25 protein-coding genes and 1 pseudogene are annotated in these 18,317 nt (G+C 65.5%); 21 read left to right on the forward strand and 5 right to left on the reverse strand.

All coding sequences use genetic code 11. The features are described from left to right. The first annotated feature begins 1 nt into the window (after position 1). The 14 genes from rpsQ to ACWPWT_RS09040 all read left to right on the forward strand — a co-directional run bounded on the left by rpsQ (position 2) and on the right by ACWPWT_RS09040 (position 8,362). Positions 2-274 (forward strand): 30S ribosomal protein S17, encoded by a 273-nt coding sequence (gene rpsQ / locus ACWPWT_RS08975; RefSeq protein WP_183950452.1) that lies wholly within the window; start codon positions 2-4, stop codon positions 272-274. A gap of 233 nt (positions 275-507) precedes the next feature. Beyond that, complete coding sequence (gene rplN, locus ACWPWT_RS08980; RefSeq protein ID WP_007406105.1) at positions 508-876, forward strand: 50S ribosomal protein L14; 369 nt, start codon at positions 508-510, stop codon at positions 874-876. Then, positions 876-1,193: a 50S ribosomal protein L24 gene (rplX, locus tag ACWPWT_RS08985; protein WP_454279376.1), complete on the forward strand. Its 318-nt coding sequence runs from the start codon at positions 876-878 to the stop codon at positions 1,191-1,193. The genes rplN and rplX overlap by 1 nt, the downstream gene beginning before the upstream one ends. Next, positions 1,186-1,767, forward strand: coding sequence for a 50S ribosomal protein L5 (gene rplE / locus ACWPWT_RS08990; RefSeq protein WP_042491169.1), 582 nt, complete (start codon positions 1,186-1,188; stop codon positions 1,765-1,767). Before rplX ends, rplE begins: the two co-directional genes overlap by 8 nt. Positions 1,768-1,824: 57 nt before the next feature. Beyond that, on the forward strand, positions 1,825-2,130 hold the full coding sequence (gene rpsN / locus ACWPWT_RS08995; RefSeq protein WP_042491166.1) for a 30S ribosomal protein S14: 306 nt from the start codon (positions 1,825-1,827) through the stop codon (positions 2,128-2,130). Between the two features lie 12 nt (positions 2,131-2,142). Beyond that, complete coding sequence (rpsH, locus tag ACWPWT_RS09000) at positions 2,143-2,538, forward strand: 30S ribosomal protein S8 (protein WP_037569377.1); 396 nt, start codon at positions 2,143-2,145, stop codon at positions 2,536-2,538. Continuing rightward, positions 2,538-3,071 (forward strand): 50S ribosomal protein L6, encoded by a 534-nt coding sequence (rplF, locus tag ACWPWT_RS09005; RefSeq protein WP_261269265.1) that lies wholly within the window; start codon positions 2,538-2,540, stop codon positions 3,069-3,071. Before rpsH ends, rplF begins: the two co-directional genes overlap by 1 nt. Next, positions 3,071-3,427 (forward strand): 50S ribosomal protein L18, encoded by a 357-nt coding sequence (rplR, locus tag ACWPWT_RS09010; protein WP_007406066.1) that lies wholly within the window; start codon positions 3,071-3,073, stop codon positions 3,425-3,427. Before rplF ends, rplR begins: the two co-directional genes overlap by 1 nt. Before the next feature lies 1 nt (position 3,428). Next, positions 3,429-4,145, forward strand: coding sequence for a 30S ribosomal protein S5 (gene rpsE / locus ACWPWT_RS09015; RefSeq protein ID WP_007406126.1), 717 nt, complete (start codon positions 3,429-3,431; stop codon positions 4,143-4,145). A 6-nt stretch (positions 4,146-4,151) separates the two neighbouring features. Next, a complete protein-coding gene (rpmD, locus tag ACWPWT_RS09020; protein ID WP_261269264.1) occupies positions 4,152-4,331 on the forward strand; it encodes a 50S ribosomal protein L30 in 180 nt (59 codons plus the stop codon). 131 nt (positions 4,332-4,462) lie between these two features. Continuing rightward, positions 4,463-5,557, forward strand: coding sequence for an acyltransferase family protein (locus tag ACWPWT_RS09025; RefSeq protein ID WP_454279377.1), 1,095 nt, complete (start codon positions 4,463-4,465; stop codon positions 5,555-5,557). 57 nt (positions 5,558-5,614) lie between these two features. Then, entirely contained in the window at positions 5,615-6,145 is a 531-nt protein-coding gene (rplO, locus tag ACWPWT_RS09030) for a 50S ribosomal protein L15 (RefSeq protein WP_261269262.1), read from the forward strand. A 158-nt stretch (positions 6,146-6,303) separates the two neighbouring features. Beyond that, entirely contained in the window at positions 6,304-7,668 is a 1,365-nt protein-coding gene (secY, locus tag ACWPWT_RS09035; protein WP_454279378.1) for a preprotein translocase subunit SecY, read from the forward strand. 46 nt (positions 7,669-7,714) lie between these two features. Beyond that, entirely contained in the window at positions 7,715-8,362 is a 648-nt protein-coding gene (locus tag ACWPWT_RS09040; RefSeq protein WP_454279909.1) for an adenylate kinase, read from the forward strand. A 69-nt stretch (positions 8,363-8,431) separates the two neighbouring features. Here ACWPWT_RS09040 and ACWPWT_RS09045 read toward each other — a convergent pair whose 3' ends face one another. After that, complete coding sequence (locus tag ACWPWT_RS09045) at positions 8,432-9,208, reverse strand: hypothetical protein (RefSeq protein ID WP_454279379.1); 777 nt, start codon at positions 9,206-9,208, stop codon at positions 8,432-8,434. 82 nt (positions 9,209-9,290) lie between these two features. Between ACWPWT_RS09045 and ACWPWT_RS09050 the strand changes: the two genes are divergently transcribed. Continuing rightward, a complete protein-coding gene (locus ACWPWT_RS09050) occupies positions 9,291-10,169 on the forward strand; it encodes a tyrosine recombinase XerC (RefSeq protein WP_454279380.1) in 879 nt (292 codons plus the stop codon). Between the two features lie 3 nt (positions 10,170-10,172). Here ACWPWT_RS09050 and ACWPWT_RS09055 read toward each other — a convergent pair whose 3' ends face one another. After that, the gene (locus tag ACWPWT_RS09055; RefSeq protein WP_454279381.1) at positions 10,173-10,778 is read right to left on the reverse strand and encodes a DedA family protein; all 606 of its coding nucleotides are present in this window, start codon (positions 10,776-10,778) and stop codon (positions 10,173-10,175) included. 113 nt (positions 10,779-10,891) lie between these two features. Here ACWPWT_RS09055 and lepB point away from each other — a divergent pair, with 113 nt between their 5' ends. Then, the gene (gene lepB / locus ACWPWT_RS09060; RefSeq protein ID WP_454279382.1) at positions 10,892-11,689 is read left to right on the forward strand and encodes a signal peptidase I; all 798 of its coding nucleotides are present in this window, start codon (positions 10,892-10,894) and stop codon (positions 11,687-11,689) included. Then, positions 11,626-12,351, forward strand: a complete 726-nt coding sequence (gene rnc, locus ACWPWT_RS09065) for a ribonuclease III (protein ID WP_454279383.1) — start codon at positions 11,626-11,628, stop codon at positions 12,349-12,351. The genes lepB and rnc overlap by 64 nt, the downstream gene beginning before the upstream one ends. Positions 12,352-12,442: 91 nt before the next feature. Here the strand turns inward: rnc and ACWPWT_RS09070 are convergent, their stop codons facing one another. Beyond that, positions 12,443-12,664, reverse strand: a complete 222-nt coding sequence (locus tag ACWPWT_RS09070) for a hypothetical protein (protein ID WP_454279384.1) — start codon at positions 12,662-12,664, stop codon at positions 12,443-12,445. Positions 12,665-12,796: 132 nt separating this feature from the next. On the opposite strand from ACWPWT_RS09070, the gene era reads away from it, so the two are divergent. Continuing rightward, positions 12,797-13,693 (forward strand): GTPase Era, encoded by an 897-nt coding sequence (gene era, locus ACWPWT_RS09075; RefSeq protein ID WP_454279385.1) that lies wholly within the window; start codon positions 12,797-12,799, stop codon positions 13,691-13,693. Positions 13,694-13,771: 78 nt separating this feature from the next. Here the strand turns inward: era and queG are convergent, their stop codons facing one another. Beyond that, entirely contained in the window at positions 13,772-14,821 is a 1,050-nt protein-coding gene (gene queG / locus ACWPWT_RS09080) for a tRNA epoxyqueuosine(34) reductase QueG (protein WP_454279386.1), read from the reverse strand. 40 nt (positions 14,822-14,861) lie between these two features. Between queG and ACWPWT_RS09085 the strand changes: the two are divergent. From ACWPWT_RS09085 to msrB, 3 genes and pseudogenes are all read left to right on the forward strand, one after another. After that, positions 14,862-15,778 (forward strand): annotated as a pseudogene (locus tag ACWPWT_RS09085) (ABC transporter ATP-binding protein). Continuing rightward, entirely contained in the window at positions 15,775-17,001 is a 1,227-nt protein-coding gene (locus ACWPWT_RS09090; protein WP_261269253.1) for an ABC transporter permease, read from the forward strand. The pseudogene ACWPWT_RS09085 and the gene ACWPWT_RS09090 overlap by 4 nt, the downstream one beginning before the upstream one ends. A 124-nt stretch (positions 17,002-17,125) precedes the next feature. Continuing rightward, positions 17,126-17,620 (forward strand): peptide-methionine (R)-S-oxide reductase MsrB, encoded by a 495-nt coding sequence (gene msrB, locus ACWPWT_RS09095; RefSeq protein WP_261269252.1) that lies wholly within the window; start codon positions 17,126-17,128, stop codon positions 17,618-17,620. A 144-nt stretch (positions 17,621-17,764) separates the two neighbouring features. Here the strand turns inward: msrB and ACWPWT_RS09100 are convergent, their stop codons facing one another. Beyond that, entirely contained in the window at positions 17,765-18,277 is a 513-nt protein-coding gene (locus ACWPWT_RS09100) for a CHAP domain-containing protein (RefSeq protein ID WP_454279910.1), read from the reverse strand. Positions 18,278-18,317 lie beyond the last annotated feature (40 nt).

The following is an 18,317-nucleotide window of genomic DNA, read 5'->3' on the forward strand; positions in this document are numbered from 1 at the left end:
CATGCCGAAGCGCGTGCTGACCGGGGTGATTGTCTCGGACAAGACCGACAAGACGGTCGTCGTCAATGTGGAGCGGAAGGTTAAGCACCCCCTCTACGGCAAGATCATCCGTCGGTCGAAGAAGTATCATGCTCACGACGAGAGCAATGAGTTCAAGGCCGGTGAGACGGTGCGGATCGAAGAGACCGCGCCGATCTCGAAGCTGAAGACCTGGAAGGTGATCGAGCGGGTCAACACCCACTCGACGCCCGAGCGGGCTTCGGCGGAAGGCTAACGTCTTTGATTTCGTGCCTCGCTTCTCCGTCAGGGAGGGGCGGGGTTCGGAATGAAGGCCGCCCTTCGGGGCGATGAGCGGATTGGTCAAGGAGGCGAAGCGACTCGCTTGCCTTTCAGGCCAGGAGTGGCTAAGGGGCCTCTCCCCCTGGTGCGGTAGCCCGCGCCGGGGGTCGTTTTTTAAGGCGGGGTCGGGTCGGTATCCACCCCAGGTAGAGAGAAGGAAGCGGATCCATGATCCAGATGCAGTCCAATCTCGACGTCGCGGACAACAGCGGCGCGAAGCGGGTGCAGTGCATCAAGGTGCTGGGCGGCTCGAAGCGCCGTACCGCATCGGTCGGCGACATCATCGTCGTCAGCGTCAAGGAAGCGCAGCCGCGTGGCCGCGTGAAGAAGGGCGACGTTCACCGCGCGGTGATCGTGCGTACCGCCAAGGACATCCGTCGCGCCGACGGTTCGGTGATCCGTTTCGACGGTAACGCCGCCGTTCTGGTCAACAAGAACGAGGAGCCGATCGGCACCCGTATCTTTGGCCCGGTCGTGCGTGAGCTTCGCGGTAAGAAGCACATGAAGATCATCTCGCTGGCGCCGGAGGTTTTGTAATGGCCGCTGCACGCATCAAGAAGGGTGACAAGGTCATCGTCCTGTCCGGCAAGGACAAGGGCAAGACCGGCACCGTGTCGCTGGCGATGCCGAAGGACGGCAAGGTCGTCGTGGACGGCGTCAACATCGCCACCCGTCACCGCAAGCCGACCCAGACGAACCCGCAGGGTGGCCTGGAGCGCATCGCTGCACCGCTGCACATCTCGAAGGTCGCGCACGTGACCGCCGATGGCAAGCCGACCCGCGTCCGTTTCGAGACGCAGGATGGCAAGAAGGTCCGTGTCGCCGTCAAGACCGGGGAGAAGATCGATGGCTGATTACAAGCCCCGCATGAAGGCTATCTATGATGATAGCATCGTCAAGGCGATGACCGACAAGTTCGGTTACAAGAACGTCAACGAGATCCCTCGGATCGAAAAGATCGTGCTCAACATGGGCGTGGGCGAAGCGACGCAGGACAAGAAGCGCGTCGACCAGGCCGCTTCCGAGATGGAGCTGATCGCGGGTCAGAAGCCCGTCATCACCAAGGCGAAGAAGTCGATCGCGCAGTTCAAGCTGCGTGAAGGCATGCCGATCGGTGTGAAGGTCACGCTGCGTCGCGAGCGCATGTACGAATTCCTGGACCGCTTCATCACGATCGCGCTGCCGCGCGTTCGCGACTTCCGCGGCCTGAATCCGAAGTCCTTCGACGGTCGGGGCAACTATGCCTGCGGCATCAAGGAACAGATCATCTTCCCCGAAATCAACTATGACCGCATCGACAAGGTGCGCGGCATGGATGTGATCGTGACCACCTCGGCGAAGACCGACGACGAAGCGCGCGAGCTGCTCCGTCTGTTCGGCTTCCCGTTCCCCAAGGAAGACGCTGCCGACGAGAAGAAGGCAGCGTAACCGGACTGCCCCCTCTCCACGCCGGGGAGGGGGTCCTTACAGAAAGAGCTTAAGTCCATGGCGAAACTGAGTTCAATCAATAAGAACGAGAAGCGTCGCGCTCTCGTCAAGAAGTATGCGGGCAAGTACGCGAAGCTCAAGGCGATCGCGAACGACCAGAGCCTCGATGAGACCGAGCGTCTGATCGCGCGCCTGAAGATGGCCGAGATCCCCCGTAACGGCAACCCGACCCGTATCCGCAATCGCTGCGAGATCACCGGTCGTCCGCGTGCGTATTACCGCAAGTTCCGTCTCGCTCGCGTCATGCTGCGTGAACTGGCCAACAAGGGCCAGATCCCCGGCGTCACCAAGTCGAGCTGGTAAGGACCATTTGAGATGGCAGTGACCGATCCCCTGGGTGACTTGCTCACCCGCATCCGCAACGGCCAGCGCGCGCGCAAGGACTCCGTCCTGACGCCTGCGTCGAAGCTGCGCGCCCGCGTGCTCGACGTGCTCCAGCGCGAGGGCTATATCCGTGGCTATAGCGAAGAGCAGATGGGTCCCGCGGCCGGCATCCGCATCGAGCTGAAGTATTTCGAAGGCCAGCCCGCGATCAAGCATGTCGCGCGCGTGTCCAAGCCCGGCCGCCGTATCTATTCGGGCGCGCAGGAGCTCCCGCGCGTTCGCAACGGCCTGGGCATCACCATCGTGTCGACGCCGCGTGGCGTTCTGTCGGACGCCGAAGCGCGCGAGCAGAATGTCGGTGGCGAAGTCCTGGCGGAGGTGTTCTGATGAGCCGCATCGGTAAGAAGGCGGTCCCGGTTCCGGCCGGCGTCACCGCGACCATCGCCGACAAGGTGCTGAGCGTGAAGGGTCCCAAGGGTACCCTCTCCATGCCGCTCGCCGACGAGATCAGCTATGACGTCCAGGCGGACGCCATCGCGGTGCAGCCTGCCAACGCCACGAAGCGCGCTCGCGCGTTCTGGGGCATGCAGCGCACCATGGTACAGAACCTCGTCACCGGCGTGACCGCTGGCTTCTCGAAGAAGCTGGTCATCACCGGCGTCGGCTACCGCGCCGCCGCGCAGGGCAAGACCCTGAAGCTGCAGCTCGGCTACAGCCACGACGTCAACATCGACGTGCCGGAAGGCCTCGAGGTGAAGACGCCGGACGCCACCACCGTCGAAATCAGCGGTGCGGACAAGCAGAAGGTCGGCCAGCTGGCCGCCGAGATCCGCCGCTGGCGCAAGCCCGAGCCGTATAAGGGCAAGGGCATCAAGTACGACGGCGAGTTCATCTTCCGCAAGGAAGGGAAGAAGAAGTAATGACCAAGGGTCTCTCTCTTTTCGAGAAGCGCCGTCGGCGCAACCGTACCGCGCTGCGTGCGCGTGCGGGCACCCGTCCGCGCCTGTCGGTGCATCGCTCGGGCAAGCATATCTATGCCCAGGTGATCGACGACGAGGCGGGTCGTACCGTGGCTTCGGCCTCGACGCTGGAAAAGGACGCACGCGGCCAGTCGGGCGCGAACGTTGCAGCGGCGAGCGAAGTCGGCAAGCGCGTGGCCGAGAAGGCCAAGGCCGCCGGCGTCACGCAGGTCGTTTTCGACCGTGGCGGCTTCCTGTTCCACGGCCGCGTCAAGGCGCTGGCCGAGGCGGCACGCGAAGCGGGATTGGAGTTCTAATATGGCTGACGAGAACAACGTGGCCGTTGCCGGTGCCGAAGGCGCCGCGCAGGACGCGACCCAGGGTCGCGGTCCCCGGGGCGGCCGTGGCCGTGGTCCGGGCGGCGATCGCGGCCGTGGCGGCCGTGACGGCAACCGTGGTCGTCGCGACGACCGTCGCGGTGGCGCCGAGGAACAGGGCGAAGAGCTGATCGAAAAGCTCGTCCACATCAACCGCGTCTCGAAGACCGTGAAGGGCGGTAAGCGCTTCGGCTTCGCCGCGCTCGTCGTGGTCGGCGACGGCAAGGGACGTGCGGGCTTCGGTCATGGCAAGGCGCGCGAAGTGCCGGAAGCCATCTCGAAGGCGACGGCTGCCGCCAAGAAGGCGATGGTCCGCGTTCCGCTGAAGGACGGTCGCACGCTGCATCATGATGGCAACGGCCATTTCGGTGCGGGCCGCGTGACGGTGCGTTCGGCCCCGCAGGGTACCGGCATCATCGCCGGTGGTCCGATGCGCGCCATCTTCGAATCGCTCGGCGTTGCCGACGTGGTGACGAAGTCGGTCGGTACGTCGAACCCGTACAACATGATCCGTGCCACCTTCGAAGCGCTGGGCGACCAGACTTCGCCGAAGGCGGTGGCGCAGCGTCGTGGCAAGAAGATCGCCGACCTGCTGGGTCGCGGTCACGGTGCCACCCAGCAGACTGCCGAGGCGGAAGCCGCGGCCGTCGTGGAGTAAGCGACCATGGCTACCATCAAGATCAAGCAGACCGGTTCGCCGATCCGCCGCACCAAGGACCAGCGCGCGACCCTGGTCGGCCTGGGCCTCAACAAGATGCACAAGGTCTCCGAGCTTCAGGACAGCCCTGAAGTCCGCGGCATGATCCGCAAGGTGCAGCACATGGTTCAGGTGGTCGAGGGCTAAGCCCTTCCCATCTGACTGAGCCGAAAGAGGCGCGTTTCCCGGAATGGGAAGCGCGCCTTTTTCATGTCGTGGTCGGATCGTTGACGTCCCGCTGGCCGCCCTGCATGACTTGGAACGGCGAGGGATCGACAGTGACAGAAGGTCAACGGGCCGGGGCAGGGGCGGCTCATCCCGGCATCTTCTATGGCATGCAGGTTGCGCGGGGCGTCGCCGCTCTATTGGTCGTGCTGTTCCACAGTTCGCTGACGCTCAGTGCCCGGCACCTGGGCGGGATTCTCGACCGTGGCGGTGTCGGTGTCGATATCTTCTTCGTCATCAGCGGGTTCGTCATTTATTGGACGGCACAAGGACGGCCCTGGCGGGCGTTTCTGGTGCGGCGCCTTGCGCGGATCGTGCCGTTATACTGGCTGTTCCTGACGGCCAAACTGGGTCTCATTCTCGCAACGGGCCACGACCCGACGGGAATGGCGAACGATCCCCTCTATATCCTCGGCTCCTATCTCTTCCTGCCGTTGCGTAGCGTCTATCCCCTGATTGGGGCAGGATGGACGCTGAATTTCGAGATGTATTTCTATCTCGTCGCCGCCGTGATGCTCGGCCTTCTACCGTCCCGGCGGTTCGCGATCGGGGTGACGCTCTACATGGTCGTCACGGTGTCGATCGGGGGCCTTGTTCATAATCGGGTTTCGGTGGCCGACGTCCCCTTGTCGAGCCTCTTGAACCCCTTGTGTCTGGAATTCGTCGCGGGCCTGTGGATCGCGCGGCGCTTGGTCGAGGGGCGGCGCTGGCCAGCCTGGCTGTCGATGCTGACGATCGGGATTGCGGTGATCGCGATCGGCATGGGCCCGGCCGACCTTCATTATACGCCATGGCGCGCCGTTTATTGGGGCATCCCCGCGACTCTCATCATCCTGGGGCTGGTCCAGTTGGAACCGGTGATCGGCTTTCGCCGATGGACGCTGCCGCTTCTCGTGGGTGACGCGTCCTATTCCATCTATCTGGCGCATACCGCAGTGTTACCCCTGCTCGATCCCCTGGTGCGGCGTCTGCCGCCAATCGCGGTGGTGCAGGGCGGGCTATTGGTACTGGGATCGGTCGTGACCGGGGTAATGGTGCATCGGATCGTCGAGGTTCCGCTGATACGCTGGTCGAGCCGATGGTTGGGGCGCCATGCGCGATCGCCGGGGCGTGCCCCTGCGGATTCGGGGGTGACAAACACGGCCTGACGCACTACGGGCCACGCTTTCCATCACGCGCGTAGCAAGCGAAAGCGAGTGCATATCATGAAGCTGAACGAACTTTACGACAACCAGGGTGCCCGCAAGTCCAAGATCCGCGTCGGTCGCGGTATCGGTTCGGGCAAGGGCAAGACCGGCGGTCGCGGCGTCAAGGGCCAGAAGAGCCGTGAGGGCGTGTCCATCGCGGGCTTCGAGGGCGGTCAGATGCCGCTCCACATGCGTCTGCCGAAGCGCGGCTTCAACAACATCTTCGCCAAGGATTATGCCGAGGTGAACCTGGGCGCGATCCAGAAGGCGGTCGACTCGGGCAAGCTGGCCACCGACGGCACGATCGATCACGCCGCGCTGAAGGCCGCTGGCCTGGCCCGTGGCGGCAAGGACGGCGTCCGTCTGCTCGGCAAGGGCGAACTGACCGCCAAGCTGTCGTTCGTTGTGCAGGGCGTGTCGGCCTCGGCACGTGAAGCCGTCGAAAAGGCCGGTGGTTCGGTCGACGTGCCGCACATCGTGCCGGCCGCCGAGAAGGCCGCTGCGAAGAAGGGTCAGACCCGCGCCGCGAAGCTCGCCGCCAAGGCCTGAATCGGATAGGTCCGTCGCTGTCGGCTGGCCGAAAAGCCACACCGGCAGCGGCGGATTTTTCGTCCGGGTTAGACAAGCGCGTCTTCGCGCCTATATGAGCGGCGGGGCGGTTCAAAACGCATCCCGCCGTTTTTCGTTTCCAGGATAACGCAACAGCTATGGCATCCGCAGCCGACCAGATGGCGCAAAGCATAAGCCTGGCGAAATTCGCCAAGGCCACCGACCTCAAGAAGCGGCTGTGGTTCACGATCGGCGCGCTGATCGTCTTCCGCCTGCTCAGCTATGTCCCGTTGCCGGGCGTCGACCCGACCGCGCTGGGCCTGCTGAGCCAGAAGACCACGGGCGGCGTGCTCGATTTCTTCAACACCTTCTCGGGCGGTTCGCTCAGCCGCATGTCGCTGATCGCGCTGGGCGTGATGCCGTACATCACGGCGTCGATCGTTGTGCAGCTCGCGACCTCGCTGAGCCCGCAGCTTGCCGCCATCAAGAAGGAAGGCGAGAGCGGCCGCAAGAAGCTGAACCAGTATACGCGCTACGGCACGGTGCTGCTGACCGCGATCCAGGGCTATTTCATCGCCGTCGGCCTCGAGACGCTGGGCGCCAGCCAGGGCATCCAGGCGGTGATCGAGCCGGGCATGACCTTCCGCATCGCGGCGGTCATCTCGCTGATCGGCGGTACCATGTTCCTGATGTGGCTGGGTGAGCAGATCACCAGCCGCGGTATCGGCAACGGCGTGTCGCTGATCATCATGGCGGGCATCGTCGCGCATCTGCCGACGACGTTGGTCAACCTGCTCGAAGGCGGCCGTACCGGCAGCATCGATCCGGTCCGCCTGATCGGCATCATCGTCGCGGTCGTCGTCCTCGTCCTGTTCATCTGCTTCATGGAGCGCGCCCAGCGCCGCATCCTGATCCAGTACCCGAAGCGCGCGACCCAGCGGGGCATGCAGGCCGATCGCAGCCACCTGCCGCTGAAGATCAACACCGCGGGCGTGATCCCTCCGATCTTCGCCTCGTCGCTGCTGCTGATGCCGCTGACCATTTCGCAGTTCGCGGGCCAGCGCGTCGCGGGCGAGAGCCGCTGGGGCGACTTTATCATCAGCCTCAACCAGTATCTACAGCACGGTTCGCCGGTCTATATGCTGCTCTACGGTGCGGGCATCATCTTCTTCTCGTTCTTCTACACCGCGGTCGTCTTCAACCCCGAGGAGACGGCGGACAATCTGAAGCGCTATGGCGGCTTCATTCCCGGCATCCGTCCGGGCAAGAACACCGAGACCTATCTCGATTATGTGCTGACCCGCATCACGGTGATCGGCGCGGCCTATCTGACCATCATCTGCCTGCTGCCCGAATATCTCGTTTCGGCGCTCCAGATCCCCTTCTATCTGGGCGGCACCAGCCTGCTGATCGTCGTCAACGTGACGATGGACACGGTGACGCAGATTCAAAGCCACTTGCTCGCGCATCAATATGGCGATCTGATCAAGAAGGCGAAGCTGAAGGGCGGCCGCCTGCGCTAATCGGCGCCGGTGGGATGCAGGGAAAACAGGGGAGAGTGACGTGGGCGTGAACATCATCCTGCTGGGTCCGCCGGGCGCGGGCAAGGGGACCCAGGCACAGCGGCTGGTGGCCAATCGCGGCATGGTGCAATTGTCGACCGGCGACATGCTGCGCGCGGCGGTCAAGGCGGGCACCCCCGTCGGGCTCCAGGCCAAGGCGGTGATGGATGCGGGCGAGCTGGTGTCGGACGCGATCGTCTCGGCGTTGATCGGCGAGCGGCTGGATGGGGCCGAGGCGGAAAGCGGCGCGATCTTCGACGGCTATCCCCGGACCGGAGCGCAGGCCGAGGCGCTGGACGTGCTGCTGGCGGAACGTGGCAAGACGCTGGATCATGTGATCGAACTGGCCGTTGACGAGGATGCGCTGGTCGAGCGGATCACCGGCCGTTTCACCTGCGCGTCGTGCGGGGCTGGCTATCATGACAGCTTCAAGCCGACCGAGGTCGAGGGCGTCTGCGATGTCTGCGGCTCGACCGAGTTCAAGCGGCGTCCCGATGACAATGCCGAGACGGTGCGCACCCGCATGGCCGAGTATCGCGCCAAGACCGCGCCAATCCTGCCGATCTATGAAGCGCGCGGCATCGTGACGCGGGTCGACGGCATGGCCGCGATGGACGATGTCGGGGCGGAAATCGACGCGATCCTCGATCGCTGACCGACCGCATGACGCGATGGCAAAGGGGCCGCTTCCTATCGGGAGCGGCCCTTTTTTCGTTATACGGGTCTATGCCGTGACGTGAACGCCGGCGTCACGGGGCAGCAACTGTTGGAAGTCCTGCCACGATGCCGTCATCTCGGTCAGTTCGTAGCGTTGCCGGTCGGTCAGCGGATTCTGAGGACCGGCGTCCAGAGCCTTGTTCACCAGCGCGACGATCTGCGAGGCGCGTTTGTCCGCATCCTCGCCGCTGCGGGCGATAGAGAGGGTGGATGCGGCAAGGTCCGCCCGAATCGGGGTGGCGTCGGCCAGCATGTCGAATACCCGGCCGAGGATCGCGGTGGCTTCCTCCTTATGCTCGGGGGCGATCAGATGGTCGGCGATCGCAGTCATCTTCATATGCTTCAGGGCGAATTCGGCCGCATAGGTGGTGTCGCTGCGCTGGCCCGCCTGCGGAAGGACGCTGGTCAGCGCGGCGGTCAGCGTCTGGGCGGCATCCGATCCGCCCTTCAGCATTCCGTAAAGCGGCGCGACATCCGCGGCATAGGGGGAGGTATAGGGATTGGTGATCAGCGGATTGCCGGTATCGCCAAGCTCGATGCCCCCGCCGCGTGCGACCACGTCCTGTCGCGCGGCGAGCAGGGCCTTGACCTGATTGTCATAGGTCAGCGGGTCTTGGACGGGCGCGACATAGCCCTGCTCCAACGCCTTCACCGCCTCGCGCGAAATGGCGATGGTCGTCGGGGTCCTCGGCTTGTCGAAGATCGAGGCGGTCGGCGTGCTACCCTGCATGTTCGACGGGGCGGCGAAGCGGATCGGGGCGGTGGGGGAAATGGACGCGATCATGGACTTTATGACGGCCGCTTCACCGAAATCCTTATTGATTTGGTGTTGACGCCGGGCCCTTGCCTGTCATCGAACCGGGGACATGACCGCCTCGATCGCCGATTATTTTCGCCATCTGACCGTGGACCTGCGACGGTCCGACCATACGGTGCGCGCGTATGTCACGACGGCGCAGCGATTCATGGCCTTTCTGAGCGGGCATTGGGGGCAGGCGGTCGATACGAAGGCGCTGGCCGCGATCACCGCCGCCGATATGCGCGCCTATCTCGCTGCGCGCCGGGGGGAGGGGTTGACCGCCGCCTCGACCGCGCGGGAATTGTCGGCGGTGCGGACCTATCTCCACTGGGCGGGTGTCGAGCCACCCGCGCTGAAAGGCCCACGTCGCAAGCGGAGCATTCCCCGCCCGCAGGCACCCGCCGACATCATGGCCCTGAGCCAGGACGTGGCGGACAACGCCGCCGAGCCATGGATCGCCGCCCGCGACTGGGCGGTGCTGCTGCTGCTCTATGGCGCGGGGCTGCGTATCGGGGAGGCCATGGCGTTGCCCGCCGCCATCCTGCCGCTGGGCGAGACGATCCGCGTGACCGGAAAGCGCGGCAAGACGCGGATCGTGCCGCTGCTGCCCGAATTGCGTGAAGCGATCGATCGTTATGCGGCGCAGGTGCCGTTCGTGCTCGAACCGGAGGAGCCCCTGTTTCGTGGGGCAAAGGGCGGTCCGCTGTCTCCCGCCATCATCCGCCGATCGGTACAGGCGGCGCGCGACCGGCTCGGATTGGGTGCGCGTACCACGCCGCACGCGTTGCGGCACAGTTTCGCGACGCATCTGCTGGGGCGCGGGGCCGATCTGCGGCAGCTTCAGGAACTGCTCGGTCATGCCAGCCTGAGCTCGACCCAAATCTACACGGCGGTCGATGCCGCGCATCTGCTGGACGTTTACCGGACCGCCCATCCACGGGCTTGACCGTCAGGGCCGGCCGGAAGGCTTCCAGGTCGCGACCCGCCAGAGATAGCCGATGACGATCGCCACCGTCATCGCAATGGCCGCCGGGCCGACATAGCGATTGATCGCCTCGAAATTCGCGCCCAGCCACAGCCCAGCATAAGCGAGGATGGCATTCCAGATCGTGCTGCCCGCAAAGGTCCAAAGCAGGAACCTGCCCAGCGGCATCCGCGTGATCCCCGCGGGCAGCGAGATCATCGTGCGAAAGGCGGGCATGAAGCGGAAGACGAACACCACCCATCCGCCATGCCGCACGAAGAACAGATGCAGCCGCTCGACATCGCGCCATTCCATGGTCAGCCACCGGCCATGCCGGTCGATCAACGGGCGGAATCGCTCGTAACCGATATAGCGGCCGACCGCATACCAGGCATAATTGCCCGCCGTCGTCCCCGCCGTACCCCAGAGGATCAGCGGGATCATCTCCATCTGGCCGCGCGCCACCGCCATGCCGCCCAGGCCCATGATGACCTCGGACGGGATGGGCGGCACGATATTTTCCAGCGCCATCAACAGGAAGATGCCGAAATAGCCGCCCCAGGCGATCAGGTTGAGGATGAAATCGGTCATGCGTGAAGGAATGTACCGATGAGGGGAGGGGCGGTTCCCCTATCGCGCTGTCTAGGAGGTGGAAAGGGGGAAGCGGCTTGACGACGCGGGCCCGTTGCGCGAACCCGCCAGACATGGCCGACACATCCCGGAAATCGGAGACGAAGGAAACGCTGCGCTTCTTCCTGAAGCTGGCGCTGTTCGTCTTCATCCTACGCAGCTTCATCGTGACGTCGTTCGTCATTCCATCGGAATCGATGCTGCCGCGTCTGTTGATCGGCGACTATCTGTTCGTCACCAAGTGGGATTACGGCTATTCGCGCTGGTCGCTGCCCTTTGGCGTGCCGCTGTTGCCTGGTCGTATTCTGGGCCGCGATCCCGCGCGGGGCGATGTGGTGGTGTTCCGCTCGCCGGGGCCCGACGATCATGACGTCATCAAGCGGGTGATCGGCCTGCCCGGCGATACGATCCAGGTGACGAACGGCCAGGTCATCCTGAACGGTCGCCCGGTTCCCAAGCAGCGCGTGGCCGACTTCGTCCTGCCGCTGACCCCCAATTTCGGGCCGGACCAATGCGGCCCGGCGCATCTCGACACCGTGCAGGGAAAGGCGGTGTGCCGCTATGCGCGGTTCCGCGAGACGCTTCCCAACGGCAAGAGCTATGACGTGCTCGACCAGGGCGACTTTCCCGATCGCGATGATACGGTCGTCTATACCGTGCCCGCCGGCAACGTGTTCCTGATGGGCGACAACCGGGACGACTCGGCGGACAGCCGCTTCGCTCCCCCCATGGGCATGGGCTATATCCCGATGAACCGGCTGGAGGGGCGCGCGGCGGTGACCTTCTTCTCGACCGACGGATCGGCGGAATGGATCAAGCCGTGGACCTGGGTGACGGCGGCACGGTGGAACCGGATCGGAGAAGGATTTTGAGCGGGGTTGAGGATTGGCTGGCCGGGATATTCGGCCGCGCACCCGCCGATACCGCCCCCTTTCAGCGCGCGCTGACCCATGGCAGCCAGGCGGCGGAGAATTACGAGCGGCTGGAATTTCTGGGCGACCGGGTGCTGGGTCTCGTCATGGCCGAATGGCTGTGGGAGCAGTTCCCCGAAGAGCCGGAGGGGCAGCTTTCGCGGCGACTGAACACCCTGGTGACGGGTGCGGTCTGTGCCGATGTCGCGCGTGACCTGGGGGTGCGCGATCATCTCCGGCTGGGCAAGCAGGCGCGCGACGATGGCGCGTCGGACAGCGACAATGTGCTGGGCGACGTGATGGAGGCGCTGATCGGCGCCTGGTATCGCGAGGCGGGACTGGAGGCGGCGCGCGCCTTCGTACGCAAGGCCTGGGGCGACCGGGTGCATTCGCAGGGAAAAGCGCCGCAGCATCCCAAATCGGCGCTTCAAGAATGGGCTGCCGCGCACAACCGCAAGGCGCCCGAATATGTGGTCACCGACCGATCGGGCCCGCATCACGCGCCGCGCTTCACCGTGACGGTGCGGATCAACCGGTCGGGCGAGGCGAGCGCGACGGGGGCCAATAAACAGGAGGCCGAGACGGCGGCCGCGAAGGCCCTTCTGGCGAAGTTGAAGGGGTAGCCAGGCGGGGGCTTGGCCTTCGACTTCGCCTAGCCTGAGCGAAGCCGAAGGCCGAGGGAAGTCTTGCCGTTCGGGCCGGTCGCTCCTTCGATCAGCGCGTCCTGGCCGCCGCCGCTTCCTTCCTGGCCTGGACCTTTGCACGGTGATGGCCGATCGCGCAGCCCGCCGCCGCGCCCAGCACGGCATGGCCCTTGCCGACGAAATGGCCGCCGACCGCGCCGACCGCGGCCCCCTTCAGGCAACCCTTGGCCGATGCCGGTCCCGCGACGGTGAGCAGCGCGGCGGCGGACAGGGCGATGATCAGGGATTTCATACCAACTCTCCTGCTTGATACCGCCGTCGAACCTAGGGCTGGCACCGTGGCCGCCGCGTGATGGGGGTATTACATTCCTTCCATGCGGGCTTTCCCTTGCCGGACAGGGCGCTTCGCCTGTACCGCTGGGGGATGACTGAACAACGTTGCGGCCTTGTCGCCGTCGTCGGCGCGCCCAATGCCGGCAAATCCACTCTCGTCAACGCGCTGGTCGGCCAGAAGGTCGCCATCGTCAGCCCCAAGGCGCAGACGACCCGCGCCAAGCTGCTGGGCGTCGCGATCGAGGGGGAGGCGCAGATCCTGCTGGTCGACACCCCCGGCATCTTCGAGCCCAAGCGTCGGCTCGACCGCGCGATGGTCGCCGCCGCCTGGGAAGGCGCGGAGGGTGCGGACATCCTGGCGCTGGTGGTCGACGGCAAGGGCGGAGTAGGGCCGAAGGTCACCGCCATCGCTCAGGCGATCGCCCATCGGCCCGAGCCCAAGCATCTGATCCTCAACAAGGTCGACATCGCCGACAAGGCGCGGCTGCTGGGCCATGCCGAAAAGCTGAACGAGGTCGTGAAGTTCGACGAAATCTGGTTCGTCTCCGCACAGACCGGCGATGGCCTGCCCGAACTCAAGGCGCATTTCGCCCGGCTGATGCCCGAGGGGCCATGGCACTATCCCGAGGATCAGGTGTCCGACGCGACCGAACGCGCGCTGGCGGCCGAGGTGACGCGCGAGCAGCTCTATCTGCAACTTCACGCCGAACTCCCCTATGCCAGCGCGGTCGAGACCGAGGCGTATAAGGAACGCGAGGACGGATCGGTCGAGATTCACCAGCAGATCCTGGTCGAACGCCCCACCCAGCGCGCCATCGTGCTGGGCAAGAACGGGGTGCGGATCAAGGAGATCGGTGCCAAGGCGCGCGAGGAACTGGCGCGCATCCTAGGGCACAAGGTGCATCTCTATCTACATGTGAAGGTCAAGCCCGGCTGGGACGAGGATCGCGGCGTCTACCGGGACATCGGGCTCGATTGGGTGGATTGAGCGGTTCCCGAGCCGTGACCCCAGCGAAGGCTGGGGCCTTTGGTGGATAAGGGGCCAACTCGCCCAGGAATGACGGGGTCAGCCGGTGTGCCCCTGGATCCGTCGCAAGGCCCAGCCCGCCGCTTCCGCCACGACGGGATCGGGATCGTCCCGCAACCTCTCCAGCACCGGCGCCAGTTCCATCGCCCCGCTATTCCCCGCTGCGATCGCCGCATTGCGGACCATCCGGTTGCGGCCGATCCGCTTGATCGGCGAACCGGAAAACACCTGCCGGAACGCGGCATCGTCCAGCGACAACAAGTCCCCGAGTTCCGGCGCGGTCAGTTCGGCGCGCGGGTGGAACGCCATATTGGCCTGCGCCGCCGCGGCGAACTTGTTCCACGGACACACCGCCAGACAATCGTCGCAGCCATAGATGCGGTTGCCGATCGCGGCGCGGAATTCCTCCGGGATCGGTCCGGCATGTTCGATGGTGAGGTAGGAGATGCACCGCCGCGCATCGAGTTGATAGGGTGCCGGAAACGCGTCGGTCGGGCAGGCGCGCTGGCACGCGTCGCACCGTCCGCACGTGTCGCGCGCCACCGCGTCGGGCTCCAGCGCCAGCGTCGTATAGATCGCGCCCAGGAACAGCCAGCTTCCATGCTCGCGGCTGACCAGATTGGTGTGCTTGCCCTGCCAGCCGAGCCCGGCGGCTTCGGCCAGCGGCTTTTCCATTACCGGCGCGGTGTCGACGAAGACCTTCAGGTCGCACCCGGCCTCCTGCGCCAGCCAACGGCCCAGCGCCTTCAACTGGCGTTTCACCACGTCGTGATAATCGGCCCCTTGCGCATAGACCGAGATGCGCCCGATCCGTCCGTGATCGGCCAGCCGCATCGGATCCTGGGCCGGGGCATAGCTGACCCCCAGCGAGATGACGCTCTTCACGTCCGGCCACAGGCTGGCGGGGCTTTGCCGCTGGTGCGCGCGGTCGGCCATCCAGATCATCGACCCGTGGCGCCCCTCGGCCAGCCATTGGTGAAGCCGCTCGACCGTCCTGGGTGCGGCATCCGCATGGGTGATACCGATCGCGGCAAAGCCCAGTTCGGCCGCCTTCGCCTTGATCCGGGTTTCGAGCTTGTCTTGCGCCACATCAGCCCGCTACCACAGCCACTCTGGGAGGAACAGTTGCGTGGATAATCAGTGGGCGGTCACCGCCTCGGGCCTCGCCAAGCGATTTGGCGACAGGCGTGTGGTCGATGGCGTCGACATCGCGGTTCCAACCGGTGCGGTTTACGGCGTTCTGGGTCCCAATGGTGCGGGTAAGACGACGACGCTGCGAATGCTGCTCGGCATTATCGAACCCGATGAGGGCCAGCGCACGCTACTGGGCCATCGTCACCCCCGCGAGGCCAGCGATCTAGTCGGCTATCTGCCCGAAGAGCGCGGGCTTTATCCCGCGATGAAGGCGCGCGAGGTGATCGCCTTCATGGGGGCATTGCGCGGGCTCGACTGGGCGACCGGGCGGACGCGGGCGGTCGAACTGCTCGACCAGGCCGGGCTGGGCCATGCCGCCGACACCAAGATCCGCAAGCTGTCCAAGGGCATGGCGCAGTTGGTCCAGTTGCTCGGCTCGGTCGTCCACCGGCCCAGGCTGCTGGTGCTGGACGAGCCTTTTTCGGGGCTCGACCCGGTCAATCAGGAGCGGCTGGAGGCGTTGATCCTGGGCGAGCGGGATCGGGGGGCGACCATCCTGTTCTCCACCCATGTCATGGCCCATGCCGAGCGACTGTGCGATCGCCTTGCCATTATCGCAGGGGGACAGCGCCGTTTCGAAGGGACGGTGGACGATGCGCGCGGCACGCTGCGCTCGCATGTCCGCTACCGCCCCCGCGACCCTGAGCGGGTTTCGCCCGCCCTGTTGCCCGGCGACGCGGTACGGGAGGGAGGGGATTGGCGCTTCATCCTGCCCGAAGAGGGGATCGAGCCGATCCTGGGGGGCTGCTCGCGGCGGGGGCGGGCATCATGAACCTGTCGATCGAACGCCCCAGCCTGCATGAGGCCTTTGTCCGCATCGTCGGCGAGCCGGTAGAGGAGAAGGCGGCATGAGCCCGACGCGTCGACTGATCCGCCAGACCATGACGATCGCGCGTCGTGACTTCATCGCGACCGTCTTCACCCCTATTTTCCTGCTGTTCCTCTTCGCCCCGCTGATCATGGTGGCGTTCAGCACCATCGGCGCGATGGGCGCGGCGCAGGCGGCGGATCATGGTGCCGACCGCGTCCGCATCGTTGCGATCATCCCCGACGCGGTGGCGGGCGCCTTTGTCGAGGCGGATCGCCGGTCGCGCACCATCTTCCGCCGCGACGAGGAGCCGCCGGCGCTGGCGACGCTCAGCCCCTCGGGCGATCCCGCCGCGCAGGCGCGCAAGGCGTTCGAGGCCCAGGAGTTTGACGCGACGGCGGTGCTTTACGGCCCGCTCGACCGGCCGACGATCCTCTATGGCGCGCGTGGCGCACGGGCGGCGGATTATCTGGCGGTGCTGGCGAGCGGCGCGCTCTCGGCTGAGCGGCTCGGCGGCAACCTGCCCAAGGTCGAGCCGACCAAGATCGCCTTCACCCGTCAGCGGGCGACGCTGGGCGGGCAGAACCAGACGGCGTTCCTCGCCGTGTTCGGCGTCTTCTTCCTGACCCTGTTCCTGGCGGGACAGGTCGTCGGCACCATGGCCGAGGAACGGTCGAACAAGGTGATCGAGGTGCTGGCCGCTGCCGTTCCTCTGGAGGCGGTGTTCCTGGGCAAGCTGCTGGGCATGTTCGGGGTGGCGGTGTTGTTCATCGGCTTCTGGGGCACGGTGCTGGGGCAGGTGACCAGTGTGCTGCCCCCGGCCTTCAGCGGCATGGTGGGGGAACTGTCCCCGGCGGTCGGCCTGCCGATGTTTACTCTCCTGTTCGTCACCTATTTCACCATGGCCTATCTGCTGCTCGGCTCGGTGTTCCTGACGATCGGGGCGCAGGCCTCGACCATGCGGGAAATCCAGATGCTGTCGCTGCCCATCACTATCGTCCAGGTGGGCATGTTCACCCTGACGCTGAGCGGCCTGTCCAAGCCGGATAGCTGGCTGGCAGTGATCGCCGAGGTGTTTCCGCTATCCTCGCCCTTCGCCATGGCGGGGATGGCGGCGGCCAGCGACTCGCTCTGGCCGCATGCGGTGGCGCTGGCGTGGCAGGCGTTGTGGGTGGCGATCTTCGTGACGATGGGCGCACGGCTGTTCCGGCGGGGCGTCCTGCAGTCAGGCAGCACGCGGCCCTTCTGGCGGCGCAAGGGGGCGTGATCCCTGATCCTCCCCGTGACTCGTCTTGGGGAGGGCGCCGCCGCTAGGGGGGAAGGGCGCGACCCGGTCGGATCATTTTGCGTCCATCCTTTCCCCCTGCGCACGGCATTCCTATCTTGGATCCATGATCGCATCGTCTTCTGATCGCCGCGCTTTTCTGTCGCTTGTCGGGCTGGGCGCATTGGGCGTGGGGCTGTCCGCCTGCGGGCGCGAGGCGACGGCGGCGGAGCGCTTTCCCGTCGCGATGAGCGATGCGGCGTGGCGGCAGAAGCTGGGCCCCGCGGCCTATAATGTCTTACGCCAGGAAGGCACCGAGCGCCCTTATTCCAGCCCGCTCAACGGTGAGCATCGCAACGGCGTGTTCGCATGCAAGGGATGCGCGCAGCCGCTATTCTCGTCCAAGACCAAGTTCGAAAGCGGTACCGGCTGGCCGAGCTTCTGGGCGCCGTTGCCGCGGGCGGTGGCGACGCGGAGCGATCGGTCGCTGATGATGGAGCGGGTCGAGGTCCATTGCAGCCGCTGTGGCGGGCATCTCGGCCATGTCTTCGATGACGGGCCCAAGCCGACGGGCAAGCGCTATTGCATGAACGGCGTGGCGATGACGTTCCGGGCAGGGTGATGGCTGATCCCTCACGCCGGTGAGGGTTTTCCTTGGCCTTCGACGATGTTCGGGCGAAACGGGGTCTTGGAGGTTGGGCTGCGCGCGGGAGAGGTGGGGTGTTCCACCACGGCGGTTTACGCCGAGCCGGGCAAAATCCGAAAATTACTGGATCGGCGCCGCGAAGGTCAGGATGCCGGCGACGCGGCCATCGGTGCGCGAGGCGATCTGGGTGGCGGGCAGTTCGGCAACGTTGCTCTTGTGGCCCGAATAGATGAAGCCCTTGGTCGGATAGGCAGATGTGCCGAGATCGCCATTGGGGCCGTACCACACCTTGACCATCGACCAGTCGTTGTTGGGCGAGACATCGACCGCGCGGACGTCGCGTTCGATACCACCGCGGCGCGACCAATTGGCATGGGTGAGCAGGACTTCGCGGTCGCTGACGACCTTGCTGACCATCGCGACATGGCCGACGCGCATGCGGCGGGTGGCGTCGAAGGCTAGGACCGAACCCTCTTGCGGCGTGTGGCCGCGCTGATAGCGGCCTTCGGCCTGACCCCACCAGGTGTTGGCGTTGCCGTGAAGATCGATACCCGAGATTTCGCGGGCATAGGGTGCACACTGCCAGAACTGCGCGGCAGCAGGGGTGGCCATCATCAGGCCGCACGATGCCATCAGCGCGAATCGCACTGCAAATGCCTTGAACTTCACTGGA

It is taken from the genome of Sphingomonas sp. Marseille-Q8236 (assembly GCF_965112005.1).

What these genes read in the sequence shown, in the direction of transcription:
- rplE (WP_042491169.1), top strand. Translation starts at nt 1,186, where the DNA reads ATGGCTGATTACAAGCCCCGCATGAAGGCTATCTATGATGATAGCATC.
- rplO (WP_261269262.1), top strand. Translation starts at nt 5,615, where the DNA reads ATGAAGCTGAACGAACTTTACGACAACCAGGGTGCCCGCAAGTCCAAG.
- rnc (WP_454279383.1), top strand. Translation starts at nt 11,626, where the DNA reads ATGGATCAAGCCGTGGACCTGGGTGACGGCGGCACGGTGGAACCGGAT.
- secY (WP_454279378.1), top strand. Translation starts at nt 6,304, where the DNA reads ATGGCATCCGCAGCCGACCAGATGGCGCAAAGCATAAGCCTGGCGAAA.
- rpsN (WP_042491166.1), top strand. Translation starts at nt 1,825, where the DNA reads ATGGCGAAACTGAGTTCAATCAATAAGAACGAGAAGCGTCGCGCTCTC.
- rpmD (WP_261269264.1), top strand. Translation starts at nt 4,152, where the DNA reads ATGGCTACCATCAAGATCAAGCAGACCGGTTCGCCGATCCGCCGCACC.
- ACWPWT_RS09055 (WP_454279381.1), bottom strand. Translation starts at nt 10,778, where the DNA reads ATGACCGATTTCATCCTCAACCTGATCGCCTGGGGCGGCTATTTCGGC.
- msrB (WP_261269252.1), top strand. Translation starts at nt 17,126, where the DNA reads ATGATCGCATCGTCTTCTGATCGCCGCGCTTTTCTGTCGCTTGTCGGG.
- rplX (WP_454279376.1), top strand. Translation starts at nt 876, where the DNA reads ATGGCCGCTGCACGCATCAAGAAGGGTGACAAGGTCATCGTCCTGTCC.
- era (WP_454279385.1), top strand. Translation starts at nt 12,797, where the DNA reads ATGACTGAACAACGTTGCGGCCTTGTCGCCGTCGTCGGCGCGCCCAAT.
- rpsE (WP_007406126.1), top strand. Translation starts at nt 3,429, where the DNA reads ATGGCTGACGAGAACAACGTGGCCGTTGCCGGTGCCGAAGGCGCCGCG.
- ACWPWT_RS09050 (WP_454279380.1), top strand. Translation starts at nt 9,291, where the DNA reads ATGACCGCCTCGATCGCCGATTATTTTCGCCATCTGACCGTGGACCTG.
- ACWPWT_RS09090 (WP_261269253.1), top strand. Translation starts at nt 15,775, where the DNA reads ATGAGCCCGACGCGTCGACTGATCCGCCAGACCATGACGATCGCGCGT.
- rplR (WP_007406066.1), top strand. Translation starts at nt 3,071, where the DNA reads ATGACCAAGGGTCTCTCTCTTTTCGAGAAGCGCCGTCGGCGCAACCGT.
- ACWPWT_RS09045 (WP_454279379.1), bottom strand. Translation starts at nt 9,208, where the DNA reads ATGATCGCGTCCATTTCCCCCACCGCCCCGATCCGCTTCGCCGCCCCG.
- ACWPWT_RS09100 (WP_454279910.1), bottom strand. Translation starts at nt 18,277, where the DNA reads ATGGCATCGTGCGGCCTGATGATGGCCACCCCTGCTGCCGCGCAGTTC.
- rplF (WP_261269265.1), top strand. Translation starts at nt 2,538, where the DNA reads ATGAGCCGCATCGGTAAGAAGGCGGTCCCGGTTCCGGCCGGCGTCACC.
- rpsQ (WP_183950452.1), top strand. Translation starts at nt 2, where the DNA reads ATGCCGAAGCGCGTGCTGACCGGGGTGATTGTCTCGGACAAGACCGAC.
- lepB (WP_454279382.1), top strand. Translation starts at nt 10,892, where the DNA reads ATGGCCGACACATCCCGGAAATCGGAGACGAAGGAAACGCTGCGCTTC.
- ACWPWT_RS09070 (WP_454279384.1), bottom strand. Translation starts at nt 12,664, where the DNA reads ATGAAATCCCTGATCATCGCCCTGTCCGCCGCCGCGCTGCTCACCGTC.
- rplN (WP_007406105.1), top strand. Translation starts at nt 508, where the DNA reads ATGATCCAGATGCAGTCCAATCTCGACGTCGCGGACAACAGCGGCGCG.
- rpsH (WP_037569377.1), top strand. Translation starts at nt 2,143, where the DNA reads ATGGCAGTGACCGATCCCCTGGGTGACTTGCTCACCCGCATCCGCAAC.